The 13,593-nt window shown below is 66.8% G+C and carries 9 protein-coding genes; 1 reads left to right on the plus strand and 8 read right to left on the minus strand.

What is annotated here, in order from left to right; translation table 11 throughout:
* Positions 1 to 24 precede the first annotated feature (24 nt).
* From OHA40_RS16335 to OHA40_RS16365, 7 genes are read right to left on the minus strand one after another with little or no spacing between them, the layout of a single operon-like run.
* Positions 25 to 687, minus strand: coding sequence for a hypothetical protein (locus OHA40_RS16335; protein WP_330233887.1), 663 nt, complete (start codon positions 685 to 687; stop codon positions 25 to 27).
* Positions 684 to 2,363 carry an ABC transporter family substrate-binding protein gene (locus OHA40_RS16340; protein ID WP_330233888.1) on the minus strand — a complete coding sequence of 560 codons (1,680 nt, stop codon included), beginning with the start codon at positions 2,361 to 2,363 and terminating at the stop codon, positions 684 to 686. Before OHA40_RS16340 ends, OHA40_RS16335 begins: the two co-directional genes overlap by 4 nt.
* Positions 2,364 to 2,403: 40 nt before the next feature.
* A complete protein-coding gene (locus OHA40_RS16345) occupies positions 2,404 to 4,068 on the minus strand; it encodes an ABC transporter family substrate-binding protein (protein ID WP_330234207.1) in 1,665 nt (554 codons plus the stop codon).
* 35 nt (positions 4,069 to 4,103) lie between these two features.
* Entirely contained in the window at positions 4,104 to 5,804 is a 1,701-nt protein-coding gene (locus tag OHA40_RS16350) for an ABC transporter family substrate-binding protein (RefSeq protein WP_330233889.1), read from the minus strand.
* 15 nt (positions 5,805 to 5,819) lie between these two features.
* On the minus strand, positions 5,820 to 7,664 hold the full coding sequence (locus tag OHA40_RS16355; protein ID WP_330233890.1) for an ABC transporter ATP-binding protein: 1,845 nt from the start codon (positions 7,662 to 7,664) through the stop codon (positions 5,820 to 5,822).
* Positions 7,661 to 8,581, minus strand: coding sequence for an ABC transporter permease (locus OHA40_RS16360; RefSeq protein WP_330233891.1), 921 nt, complete (start codon positions 8,579 to 8,581; stop codon positions 7,661 to 7,663). Before OHA40_RS16360 ends, OHA40_RS16355 begins: the two co-directional genes overlap by 4 nt.
* 58 nt (positions 8,582 to 8,639) lie before the next feature.
* Positions 8,640 to 9,617 carry an ABC transporter permease gene (locus tag OHA40_RS16365; RefSeq protein WP_330233892.1) on the minus strand — a complete coding sequence of 326 codons (978 nt, stop codon included), beginning with the start codon at positions 9,615 to 9,617 and terminating at the stop codon, positions 8,640 to 8,642.
* A gap of 153 nt (positions 9,618 to 9,770) precedes the next feature.
* Here OHA40_RS16365 and OHA40_RS16370 point away from each other — a divergent pair, with 153 nt between their 5' ends.
* Positions 9,771 to 10,619, plus strand: coding sequence for an HAD family hydrolase (locus tag OHA40_RS16370; protein ID WP_330233893.1), 849 nt, complete (start codon positions 9,771 to 9,773; stop codon positions 10,617 to 10,619).
* 236 nt (positions 10,620 to 10,855) lie between these two features.
* Here the strand turns inward: OHA40_RS16370 and OHA40_RS16375 are convergent, their stop codons facing one another.
* A complete protein-coding gene (locus OHA40_RS16375) occupies positions 10,856 to 13,336 on the minus strand; it encodes an N-acetylmuramoyl-L-alanine amidase (RefSeq protein ID WP_330233894.1) in 2,481 nt (826 codons plus the stop codon).
* Between the last annotated feature and the right edge of the window lie 257 nt (positions 13,337 to 13,593).

A 13,593-nucleotide genomic window follows, 5' to 3' on the forward strand; every position in this document is an offset into this window, starting at 1 on the left:
CCCGAACCGGCGTGGCGTTGGACCTCAGGTGGGGTCGGAGCCGCGAATGGCGGAGAGCCAGACGGTTGTCGCTGCGGCGATGGTCGTGGCGGCGAGGAAGGTGGGCAGGGAGCCGCCGTCGATGTAGACCCACAGGAGGGCGGCGAAGGGAGCGGCGACCGTGGATTGGGCGTCGAGTAGAAGGCGGCGGCGCAGACGGGTCGCCTTGGCGGCGTGTGCAGGGGCGTCGGGGTCGGGGCGGCTGGGGTTGTCGATCAAGCGGCCCGGCGGTTCGACGTCGCGGAGGCGGCCGGAGGGGTAGAGACGTCGGTCGGCGCTGTGGATCGTGCGATCGCTGAGGTCTGCCTCGGTTTCGGTGAGGGTGATCAGCGTCGGATCGAAGTAGACCGGAAGCCAGCGCGGGCGGCCCGTTCCGGCGATCTGCAACCACGATCGGCTGACCAGGCGGTGCTGCTGGCGAACGCGGGTCACGCGCACCGTCCGCGGCGAGCCCGAACGCCGGAAGGGCAGTAGCCCGAATGCGACACCGAGCCGATACCCCGTGTATGCGATTACGCCGAGCGCGACAGTCGCGATGGCCGCCAACTGATCCAGCGTGCCGAACGGCGCCCAGGCGGCACAGACCGCGAGGGCGCCGATCGTCACCGTGAGCGGATAGGCCAGCGGGTGGCCCGATCCGGAACTCACTTCAAGAAACCGATTTTCGTGTAGTCCAGAGACGCGAGCCCGGCGGCCCCGTAGTTGGCCAAGTCGGCACGCACCCCGACGTTGCCCGCGGACTGCATCAGCGGCAGCGAGTGGCCTTCTTCGAACACCTTGCGATCGACCTGGTTCGCGAGTTCCATCGCCTTCTTCGGATCGAGTTCGGACACGGTCTGCTCGATCAACGCGTTCAGTTCCGGCGACCCGATCCGGCCGTAGTTGCCCTGCAGGTCGTTCGGGTTGTAGCCGTAGATCTGGTTGAGGCTGCCGAGGGGGAACGGGTCGCCCACCCAGGTCCACTGCGCAACATCGAAGTTGCCCGGCTGGATCACATCGGTGAAGTAACCCTTGCCCGGCTTGGTTTCGATGGTCAGCTCGACGCCGACCGCGGCGAGGTTCTGCTGGATGATCTGCGCGATCTGCACCCAGGTGTCGTCCTGGTACATGACGTCGCGGATCTCCAGTTTGCGGCCGTCCTTCTCGCGGACGTTGCCGACCAGCTTCCAGCCCAGGTCGTCGAGTTCCTTCGCCGCGGCTGCCGGGTCGAAGCCGAGGCTGTTGTCCTGATAGCCCGCCTGGCCCTGGAGGTACACGTGGTTGTTCAGCGGTTTCGGGTTCTCCACCAGGCCGTTCTGGATGGCGGTGACGATGCCCTGCCGGTCGATCGCCTTCGAGACGGCCACACGCAGCTTCTGGTCGGCGAGGATGGAACCGGGTGCGCCGTTGAAGGTGAAGTGGTTCCAGCTGTTGCCCGGGGCCCGGCGGATGGCGATGCCCGGGGTGTTCCTCGCGGTGCTCGAGTCGTCTCGGGTGCCGAGCCCGGCCGCGTCGATCTCGTTGTTCTGCAATGCGGGCAACTGAGCGGAGGAATCGAGCACGCTGAAGGTGATCGTGTCGAGTTTCGGGGTGTCACCCCACCACTTCGGATTGCGGCCGAGCACGATCCTTCCCTGTGCTCGGTCGGTGGACTGCACGACGAACGGTCCCGCGGTCAGCACGATGCCGTCGACGAGGCTCTTGTTGAACGCCTCAGGGGTGGCGGTGACGGACTTGGGGAACAGGAAGGTGAGGCCCGCGAACTGGCCGCGCCATTCGGCGTAGTGCTGCTTGAAGGTGATGATCGCCTGCCGGTCGTCGACGCCGCGCTCGACCTTCTCGACCCGATCGAACCCGCTGTTGTTGGCGATCAGGAACGCCTTGTCCGCGCCGCTGAGCGCGTTGGCCTGGGACTGGATGTCTTCCCAGGTGAGCGGGGTGCCATCGGACCACACGGCCTTGGGATTGATCGTGTAGGTCACCTGTTGCGGCGCGGTTTTGGTCAGCTGGACGTCGGTGAAGTAGTCGGTGTTGACCGAAAGCTCGCCCGCCGCGTTGGTCCGGAACGCGCGCGGCATCATCGGCCGTTCGATCCCGCCGGTCTCGGCGTCGTTCCCGTCGTTGGACAAGCTGTTCCAGTTCGCGGGAAACGCCGAGATCGCCAAACGCAGGTTGCCGCCATCGCGTAGCTCGCTGACATCGTGCGGATTGATGTCGTTGATGGTGCCGACCTCGGCGGCCGAGCCCGCGGGGGCGCCCTCGTCGTCCGAACTACACCCGGAGGCCACCAATCCGATCGCGACAGCGGCGATCGCCAGTCGTGTGGTCAGTGAACGGATCCGCATGGCTCGCTCCTTCCTGTTCGTTACCTCCTACCGAACGGCCTCACTTCAAGAAGCCTGCCTCGAGGTAGTTCGGCGAGGCCAGCCCGAAGGCGCCGAAATTGGCCACGTTCGCGCGAACGGCCACGTTGCCCGCCGACTGCGCGACCGGCACCGAGTGTCCGAGCTCGAAGATCATCCGGTCGGCCTGGTTCGCCAGTTCGATCGCCTTCGCGGGATCGAGCTCGGAGATGGTCTGCTCGATCAGCGCGTTCAGTTCCGGCGAGCCGATCCGTCCCTTGTTGCTCAGCGGGTTGGCCGGGTCGTAGGCGTAGATCTGGGGCAGCGCGCCGAGCGGGAAAATGCTCCTCGACCAGCTGAACTGGGCGATGTCGAAGTTGCCGGGATCGATCACGTCGGTGAAGAGGCCGTTGCCCGGATAGGTTTCGATCACCAGCTTGACCCCGACGCGCGCGAGATTCTGCTGCATGATCTGCGCCATTTGCACCCAGGTGTCCTGTTGGAACATCACGTCCCGGATCACCAGCTGGCGGCCGTCCTTCTCCCGGATCTCGCCGTTGAGCTTCCAGCCGAGTTCGTCCAGCATCCGGGCCGCCTCGTCCGGGTTGTAGGCGATCACCGCGGAGTTGTCCTCGTAGCCCTTCTGTCCGTCGAGGTAGATGTGATTGTTCAGCGGTTTGGGGTTCTCCACGATCCCGTTCTGCAGCGCGGTCACGATGCCCTGACGGTCGAGGGCCTTCGCGATGGCGACGCGCAGGCGCGGGTCCGCGAGAATGGAACCGGGCGCACCGTTGAAGGTGATGTGCGAGTTGTACGCGCGCGAAGCGCGCCGCACGATGATGCCGGGCGAATTGGTCGCGGCCTTGACCTCCTCGATGCCCGAGACATCGATGGCGTCGAGTTCGTTGTTCTGCAGGGCGTTGAGCCGGGCCGAGTAGTCGAGCACGCTGTAGGTGACGGTATCCAGCTTCGGTGTCGCGCCCCACCATTTCGGATTGCGACCGAGCACGATGCGCTGCTGCGCTCGATCTACCGAGGTGATCACGAACGGCCCTGCCGACTTGGCGAGCCCGTTGCGGTCGCGCTCGTTGAACGCCTGCGGCGTCTCGGTCGACTCCTTCGGGTACAACTGGCTGAACAGGCCGCGCCACTCCGCATAGTGCTGCGCGAAGGTGACGATGGCCTGACGGTCGTCGGCGCCGCGTTCGACGGTGGCGATCCTGCTGTAGCCCTGGGTCGCCGAGACGCGGTACTCGGTATTGCGCCCGCTCAGCGCCCCGGCTTGGGAGCGCAGATCTTCCCAGGTGATCGGGCTGCCATCGGACCAGACCGCCTTGGGGTTGATGGTGTAGCGCACCGTCTGCGGGGTGGTCTCGGTCAGCTCGATGTCGGTGAAGAAGTTGTGGTCGGTCGAGATTTCGCCCGCCGCGTCGGCCGTGATCGGTCCCGGCAGAGTCCAGTCGACCACCTCGGCGAGATCGCCGTCGGAGTCGACGTGGTGCGCATTGAACGTCGCGGGGAACGCGGTGATGGCCAGGCGCAGGTTACCGCCGTCGCGCACTTCGCTCGGGTCTCGGGGATTGATGTCGTTGGTCGAGCCGATCGCGCTGGAACCCGTCTGCACGGCACTGTCGCCCGAGCCGCAACCGGCCAGGAGCATCGTGAGCGCCGTTCCCGCGGCCAAAGTCCGAACTGTCACGGCGCGCATCCGCCGCCGATGGTTCCAGGTGGGCTGAAGCGGTCTCATTTCACGAATCCGATCTTGGTGTAGTCGTATGAGGCGAGCCCGGGGGACCCGTAGTTGGCGATGTCGGCGCGGATACCGAAGTTTCCTTCGGACTGGGTCAGCGGCAGCGAGTGGCCCTCCTCGAAGACCGCTCGGTCCACTTGGTTGGCCAGGTCGACAGCCTTCGCCGGGTCCAGCTCCGAGAGAGTGCGGTCGATCAGGGCGTTCAGTTCGGGTGAGCCGATGCGTCCGTAGTTACCCTGAAGGTCGTCCGGATCATAGGCGTAGATCTGCGGGATGCTGCTGAGTGGGAACGCGTCGCCGGAAAAGATGAACTGTGCGGCATCGAAATCGCCCGGCTGGATGACGTCCGTGAAGTACGCGGCACCCGGTCTGGTGTCGATCTCCAGCCGCACCCCGATCGCGGCCAGGTTCTGCTGGATGATCTGCGCGATCTGCACCCAGGTGGTGTCGTTGTACATCACGTCGCGGATGACCAGCTTGCGGCCGTCCTTCTCGCGGACGTCGCCGACCAGCTTCCAGCCGAGATCGTCGAGCTCCTTCGCCGCGGCCGCGGGGTCGTAGCCGAGACTGTTGTCTTGATAGCCCGCCTGTCCCTGCAGAAAGACGTGATTGTTCAGTGGCTTCGGGTTCTCCACCAGACCGTTCTGGGTTGCGGTGGCGATGCCCTGCCGGTCGATGGCCTTCGAAATGGCTACACGCAGTTTCGGATGGGCGAAGATGGAGCCGGGGGCGCCGTTGAACGTGATGTGCCGCCAGCGATTGCCCGGCGCCCGGCGCACGACCAGTCCCGGGGTATTGCGCACGGTCTTGACGTCGTCGATCGTGTTCAGGCGCACGGCGTCGAGTTCGTTGTTCTGCAGTGCGCCCACCCATGCCGCGCGGTCGAGCACGGTGTAGGTGATGGTGTCCAGCTTCGATTTGTCGCCCCACCACTTCGGGTTGCGGGCCAGCACGATGCGGCCCTGGGTGCGATCGGTGGACTCGACCAGGAACGGGCCCGCCGTCGGGCCCATGTGGTCGGCCAGGCTGTGGTTGAACGCGTCGGGGTCGGCGGTCACCGATTGGGGGAACAGCGCCATGTTCCCCGCGAACTGGCCACGCCATTCTGCGTAGTGCTGCTTGAACGTGATGATCGCCTGCCGGTCGTCGACGCCCCGCTCGACCTTCTCCACACGATCGAAGCCGCTGGTGATGGCGATCAGGAAGCGTTTGTCGGCGCCGCTGAGCGCATGGGCTTGGGAGCGGATGTCCTCCCAGGTGATCGGGGTGCCGTCGGACCAGACGGCCTTCGGATTGATCGTGTAGGTGACCTGCTGCGGGTCGGTGCCGGTCAGCTGGATATCGGTGAAGTAGTCCTTGTTGATGGTGAGCTGCCCCGCGGCGTCGGTGTCGAATGCGCGAGGCATCAAGGGGCGCTCGATGTCGCCGATCTCGCCCTCGTGCCCGTCATTGGACAGCGTGTTCCAGTTCGCGGGGAACGAGGTGGTGGCCAGGCGCAGGTTGCCGCCCTCACGCAGCTCGTCCGGGTGCCGCGGATTGATGTCGCTGGCAGTGCCGAGCGCATCGGAGAGTCCCTCGGCGGACTCCACGCTGTCCGTGCCGCACCCAGCAACAACCAGCCCGAGCGCGACGACGGGGATCGTCCAGCGCACCGAGCGCGGCCGGGTGCAGCCTCGGTTCCATCGGATTCGCATCGCGCTCTCCTCCCCCTAACGGCTGACAGCCGGTACCGGCACGGCATCGATCAGCGCGCGCGTGTACTCGTGCGCCGGCGCCGCGAAAATCTGTTCGGCGGTGCCGTATTCGACGATCTTGCCGCGATACATGACCGCGATGTCATGCGCCAGGTTGCGGACCACGGACAGGTCGTGTGAGACGAACAGGTAGGACAGTCCGCGCTCGGCCTGCAGATCGCGCAGCAGGTTGAGCACACCCGCCTGGATCGAGACATCCAGTGAGGACACCGGCTCGTCCAGCACGAGCAACTCCGGATCGAGCGCGAGCGCCCTGGCGACGCTGATGCGCTGCTTCTGGCCGCCGGAGAAATCGGCGGGGTAGCGGTCGGCGTGTTCCGGGCGCAGCCCGACCTGCTCGAGCAATTCCGGTACCCGGCGGGCGATTTCGGCCCGCGGACGCCCGTCGATGCGCAGCGGTTCGGCGAGCGCGTCGAAGATCGGCAGGCGCGGATCGAGCGAGGCGGTGGGATCCTGGAAGACGATCTGCATCTTCCTGCGGATCTCCCGCCTGCGCGCCTTGCTCATCGACGCGACGTCGCTGCCCATGATCTCGATGGCGCCCGCCTGGGGGCGAACCAGATCGAGAATCTGGGTGAGTGTGGTGGACTTCCCGGAACCGGACTCGCCGACCAGTGCCAAGGTGCGCCCGGCCCGCACCTCGAAGCTGATGCCGTCGACCGCCCTGATCTCGCCCTTGCGGCGGCGCAGCACCACACCGGAGGTGATCGGGAAGACCTTTACCAGGTCGGAGACCCGCAGCACCACCTGCGAGTCCACCTCGGCCTCGGCCTCCGGCTCGGAAATCTCGCTGCGGTAGGCCTCGAACAGCGCGTCCGTGCCGATCTCGGCGGTGCGGATGCAGGCGGCGGCGTGCCCGGGTTCGGTCATCTCCAGCGGCGGTTCGGCGGCCTTGCACTCCTCGATCGCGATCGGGCAGCGCGGCGCGAACGAGCAGCCCGGCGGCAGCGCGTGCATGGCGGGCGGCGCACCGACGATCGGGATCAGTGCACGGCGTGCGGGACCGTCCATCCGGGGAATCGAGCCGAGCAGCCCGACGGTGTAAGGCATTCGCGGCGTGTTGAACAGCTCCGCGGCGGTAGCCGTCTCGACGATCCTGCCCGCGTACATCACGGCGACGCGGTCGGCCAGCGTGGCTGCGATGCCCATGTCGTGGGTGATCATGATGACGCCCGCACCCGTGATATCGCGCGCCTTGCGCAGCAGGTTGAGGATCTGCTTCTGCACCGTGACGTCGAGCGCCGTGGTCGGCTCGTCGCAGATGATCAGCGCCGGGTCGTTGGCGATCGCCATCGCGATGACCACGCGCTGGCGCTGGCCGCCGGAGAATTCGTGCGGGAATGCCTTGGCCCGCGCCTCCGGGTCGGGGATGCCGACCAAGTCGAGCAGTTCCACCGCCCGCTTCGCGGCGTCCGACTTGCCCATCTTGCCGTGCGCGAGCAGTGCTTCCGCGATCTGTTCGCCCACCCGGAAGACCGGGGTGAGCGCGGACAGCGGGTCTTGGAACACCATGCTGATGGAACTGCCGCGCAGCTGCGACAACGGGCGATCGCCGAGCCCGAGCAGTTCGCGGCCGCGGAACCGGATCGAGCCGGTGATCCGCGCCTGCTCCGGCAGCAGCCCCATCACCGCCAGCGACGACACCGACTTGCCCGAACCGGATTCGCCGACGATCGCGAGTACTTCACCGTCGGACACCGTGTAGGTGACGCCGCGGACGGCGTCGATCCGGCCCTCCTCGCTGGGGAAGGAGACGCGCAGGTCGGTGATCTCCAGCAGCGGTGTGGTCGAGTGCGTCATGCCTTCGCCTTCTTCTTCGACCGCGCCCGCTTGGCGCTGGGATCGAACGCGTCGCGCAGTCCGTCGCCGACCAGATTCGCGCACAGCACGGTGATGATCAACAGACCGCCCGCGAACAGGAACAGCCAGGGATAGGTCAGCGCCGACTTGGTGCCCGTCGCGATCAGCGAGCCCAGCGACACATCCGGCGGCTGCACACCGAAACCGAGGAAGCTCAGCCCGGTTTCGGCCATGATCGCCGCGCCGACGGTGAGCGTGGTGTCGATGATCAGGATCGAGGCGATGTTCGGGATGATGTGGCTGAGGATCACCGTGCGAGTGGGCGCGCCCATGTACCGTGCGGCGCGGACGAATTCGCGATCGCGCAGGCTCAGCGTCAGACCGCGAACGATCCGCGCGGAGATCATCCAGCCGAAGCAGGACAGCAGGATGATCAGCAGCACAATGGATCCGCTGCCCTTGGTGCGCGGCGCGAACAGCGCGATGACGATGAAGCTCGGGACCACGAGCAGCAGATCGACCAGCCACATGATCGCGCGATCGGTCCAGCCGCCGAGCAGCCCGGCCAGCGAACCGGTGGTCGCCGCGATCGCCGTGGAGAACAGCGCGACGCACAGACCGATGATCAAGGATTTCTGCAGGCCGCGCAGGGTTTGCGCGAGCACGTCCTGACCGATCTGGGTGGTACCGAACGGGTGCTCGAGGCTCGGCGGCTGGAGCAGCGCGGTGTAATCCAGTTGCTGGTAGTCATACGGCAGCAGGGGCGGGAGCACGAAGCTCGCGACGAACAGCAAGATCAGAATCACGCCGCCGGCCACGGCCGGTTTGTTGCGCAGGAAACGTCGCCAGACCAGCTTGCGCCGTCCGGCCGCGGCGACCTCGGGAGCGCCTTGGACGATGATTTCGGCTTCGGTCATGCTGCCCCCATGGCGGGATCTACGTGATTACGCGGGCTGCCTCCGATGGGCCTGTCGCTCATCCCACACGCACCCTGGGGTCGAGAATCGCGTACACGATGTCGGAGAGCAGACCCGACACCAGCACGACCAGTCCGGCGAACGCGGTCACCGTCACCACCACGTACAAATCCTGGGCGTTGATCGAGTCCACCAGCCATTCGCCGACGCCGTGCCAGCCGAAGATCTTCTCGGTGAACGTCGCGCCCGTGATCAGGCCGCCGAGGCTGTAGGCGAACAGCGTCGCCATCGGGATCAGTGCGGTACGCAGGCCGTGTTTGTAGAGCGCTCTGCTGCGGGTGAGTCCCTTGGCGCGGGCGGTGCGGATGAAATCGCTCTGTAGCACGTCGAGCATGGCGTTGCGCTGGTAGCGGCTGTAGCCGGCCATGCCGCCGAGGGCCAGAGCCGCGGTGGGCAGGATCAAGTGCTGGACGCGGTCGAGCAGCTGCGGCCAGAAGCCGTCGATCTTGCTCGCCGAGGTCTCGCCGGTGTAGAGGAAGACCTGCTCGCCGCTGAGCGAATTGATCTCCAGCGCACCGTACTTCAGCAACGTCGCGAGCAGGAACACCGGCGTGCTCAACACCAGCAGCGACACCACCGTGGTGAAGTAGTCGCTGAATTTGTATTGCCGAATCGCCCCCGCCGCGCCGATCAGAACCCCGAGAACGGTACCTACCAGTGAGCCGACGATCAGCAGCCGCAAACTCACCGCGACGCGCCGCGGCAGTTCCTCGCTCACCGGCTGACCGGCCAACGTGGTGCCGAAATCACCCTGCGGAATGCCCTTGATCCAGGTGAGGTACCGCTGCGGAATCGGGTCGTTGAGGTGCAACTCCTCGGCCTTGGCGTCGATCACTGCCTGTGGCGGCCGCGGGTTGCGTTGTTCGAGACTGTCCAACGGCCGGAACGTCAGGGACGCCAGGCTGAACGTCAGGAACGAAGCCAGCAGCAACAGCACGACATAGTTGAGCGCGCGTCGTAGCAGGAAGCCGGTCATCAGTCCTCTGGTCTTTCGGCTGGACGAGCCAGCGTCGGTATTAGCCCCCGATCATAAGGACGTGCCTGCCCGCGCGCGTGCCACGAGACGTTCGGGCATGTCCGATCCTGATCCGGCGACGGGCCGGGCGGTGGCCGGGCGCTGTCCGGCAGGATGGAAGAGGTGAGGCCTTTGCACCTGCCCAAGCCCAAGATGGTCGCCACCGACGTGGACGGCACGCTCATCGATCACGACGAGCGGATCACCGCGCGGACCAAGGCCGCGGTGGGAGCACTGATCGCAGACGGTGTGCCGTTCGTGCTGGCCACGGGCCGTCCGCCGCGCTGGATCGCCCCGGTGGTCGAGGGGCTGGGCCATGCGCCGCTGTGCGTGTGCGGCAACGGCGCGGTGATCTACGACGCCGCCGCCGATCGGGTGCTGGCGAGCATGACATTGGATGTCGCGACGCTCGCCTGGCTCGCCGATGTCGCCGAGCGCGCGCTGCCGGGCTGCGGTCTTGCCGCGGAACGGGTGGGCGAGAGCGCGCACGACGCGGTGACGCCGCAATTCGTCAGCTCGCCGCAGTACGAGCACGCCTGGCTCAATCCGGACGACACCTCGGTCGCCCGCGAGGAGGTCATCGACGCACCGGCCATCAAGATGCTCATCCGGCTACCCGGTGCGCGCAGCACCGATATGCGCACCGTGCTCGCTCCCCTGATCGGGGAGCGCGCCGATATCACCTACTCGACCGAGCACGGCCTCATCGAACTCTCCGCGCCCGGCATCACCAAAGCCTCGGGCCTCGCGGTGGTCGCCCAGCGTCTCGGCGTGGACGCGGCCACCGTCGTCGCGTTCGGGGATATGCCCAACGACGTCCCGATGCTCACCATGGCGGGTCACGGCGTCGCGATGCGCAATGCCCACCCCGAAGCCCTCGCGGCCGCCGACGAGATCGCCGAATCGAACTCCGACGATGGAGTTGCGCGCGTCCTCGAACGCTGGTGGGAAGGCTCTGTCTGATTTGCAGCGCCTGCGGCGCTGCGTGTTCGCGGCTGTGCTTGTTTGGCCGCGACTCCGTCGCGGCGTGTTCGCGGCCCCCTTATGGCTCGCGTCCGAGCGACCGCCGCTTGCGACTTCGTCGCTTGCGCGTCGGCCGCTCGGACGCGAGCCGGGCCGCGAACGGGGAATGCTCGGTCTCGCTTCGCTCGAAAATGAGGGTTGGGCCGGTGCTGGGGCTTGAGGTGGAAAGCGCCGCATCAAAGTCCGCCTTCGTCGGGTGAGGCTGGGGCGTCGGGTGCAGGGATGCTTTCGTTGGGTGGGGCTGGGGCGGCGGGGGCAGGGATGTCTTCGTCGGCTGGGGCCGGGGCAGAGGGTGCGGGGATGTCTTCGTCGGGTGGGGCCGGGGCAGAGGGTGCGGGGATGCCTTCGCCAGTTGGGGCGGGGGCAGCAGGTGGCTGGGCCTGGGCGCCGACCTGGGTTCGGGTGTCGGGAGTCGGGGTGATCGCGGGTGCGGGGACAGCGGGTGATTCAGCACCGTTCGCGGTCGGGCTGCTTCCCGGAGTGGGGCCCGCGACGGGGCTGTTCCGGTGCAGTTGCTCCTGGTGGGTGTCGTTGTAGGTCTTCCACACGGTGGTGACGATGCCGGTGAGCTGGTTGAGGATCAGTGAGCCGTGTTGGAAGTCGGCGCGCTGGCCGTCCGGGACGGGGTAGGCGTTGCGCAGCGGGAGTCCGAGGACGCCCATGTCGGCGCCGAGTTGCAGGAAGCGGTCCCGGATGGTGCCGAGCACCTCGACGACCTGTCCGTCCGGCACGGTGTAGGCGTAGCCGTTGGTGAACTTCGCATACTGCTGGCCCTGCGCGGCGGGCAGTACCTCCGACTGCGCGGCGCCGAGCGGTCCGTTCGATCCGCCCGATTGCGACCAGTGCCTGGCGATGATGTTGTCGTGCACCATGTTCAGCAACTTGGTGGTCAACTCGGCGAGGGCGGCGACATCGAGTTCGGTGCCCGGCGATGTCCGCGGGTGGTACCCGCCGGAGGGGCCGCCCGGCGCACCGGCGGCGATGTCGCGGATCCGGTCCATCGACGCGTACGCGGCGTCTCCCGGGCAGCTGGTGTTGCCGACATCGCGGTGTCCGAAGACAATCGGCAGCCGCACGGCTTCGCCTTTTGCGTACGGGGTGAACGACGTCCCCTCGGAGTACATCGTGGTGTAGCCCTTGGGATCCAGTCCCGCGACCTTGCTGCGCCAGCCCACGAACGCGCCGATCGCGTTGATCGCCTCGTCCGTCGGTGGCGTGGATTCGTAGTTCCCCAGTAGCGCGACACCTGAGGTGTTCTCGTTGAATCCGCCCGCGTGCGCGCCTTGCACCGGGCGGTCGAGGCCGCCGAAGCGTCCCTCGAAGACTTGGCCGTACTTGTCGACCAGCGCGTTGTAGCCGATGTCGCACCAGCCCAACGTTTGCGCGTGATAGGTGTAGATCGCGCGGACGATCCCGGCGGACTCGGACTTGCTGTAGTCGTTGAGACCCGCGGTGTGGTGCACGGTGACGCCGCCGAGGCCCTCGTCGTAGGTGGGCTCTTCGCAGCGGATCGACTCGTCCGCACCCCACTGGGCCCGGGTGATGACGCTCGGCCCGCCGCCGGGCAGGGCTGCGGCCACGTTGTGCAGCGAGCCGTCGATGGCGCCGCGGCCGGGATCGATCAGCACGGCGGTCAGATCGGCGGTCTGCGCGACATCGTCCGAGCGGGGGACAGGTTGCGTGGCGGGGTCGCCGACGTGCGGGTTGGTCTGCTGGGCCGGGTCCCCGACGTGTGGGTTGGTCTGCTGGGCCGGGTCGCCGGAATGTGGGATGGTCTGCTGGGCCGGGTCCCCGACGTGCGGGTCGGTCGGTTGGGTCGGGTCCTCCGCGATATGAACGGGCTGCGCCACCGGCTGGACCTCCGGTTTCGACGCTTGGGTGACCAGCACCTGGACGGCGTTCGTGTTGCCGACGTAGATCGGCTCGGTGCCGTCGGTCGCGCCCGGCCCGGAGCGGTCGGTGCGGTGGGTGTCGACCGGTTCGGTGTCGTACCAGGGCCCCCAGGTGCCATCGGGTTGCCGGGCTCGGATCGTGGCCTTGGTATTCGCCAGCTCCTCGGCGGTGAGTGCGACCATGCTGAACGGCGTGTCGCGGGAGAGTTCTTTCACCTGCGCCCCCACTTGGCTCATCAGCTCGGGGGTCACGACGCCGGGTGACAGCGCGGGAGTGTCGGGAGTGGTACCGGGTTGGAGCCGATCGGGATCTGCGATGAAGCGCACGCTGCTCGGGGCGCGTTCGGGATTCGGCTGAGCGGGGGAATTCGGACTGGGGAGCGTCTGTCCTGGAGATATGTGCGGCCCGGAGGTTTGGCCGGAATTCATTCTGGGTAGAGGTATTTCTTCGGGCAGCTGTACGCCGGGTGGTAGCGGTAGTCCGTCCGGTATCGGAATGGACTCCGGAATCGGCAGCATGCGCAGGTCGGATAGGCGCAGATCAGGCAGCTCCAATCCGGTGAGTTCGCGCAGCGGTAGCACGATATCGGGCGCGTTGGTGAGTGCGACTCGGGCGAGTTGGGCCGGTACGGCGGCCGGTCCGCTGTCGGTGGCGGTCCGGTAGTCGGTCGAGTCACTGAGTGTGAGCGTGGCGAGCGGCGCCGCTACCGCGAGGGTGGTGACAACCGGGAGCACGTAGGAGCGTTTCGGTTTGCGGTACCGCACGAGCGTCTCCAATCAGGTCGAACCGGTGGTCACGAGCAATTCGAGGTTGCTACCTGATGTCTCAACGATAACAATAGCCACAATTGTCACAGGTCTAAACCTCTTGTTGAGGATTATGGTGATTGCTCGAATGTAGCTCGCTGATTGCGACCGGTGGGGGACGACATGCCGACCGGTATCGAGTCGATCCGGTCCCGGAAATCATGGGAGTCAACGAATGCACCGGAATACACGAGCGCGGCGGTTGTCGAAATGCT

The organism is Nocardia sp. NBC_00508 (assembly GCF_036346875.1).
Lineage (GTDB): Bacteria > Actinomycetota > Actinomycetes > Mycobacteriales > Mycobacteriaceae > Nocardia.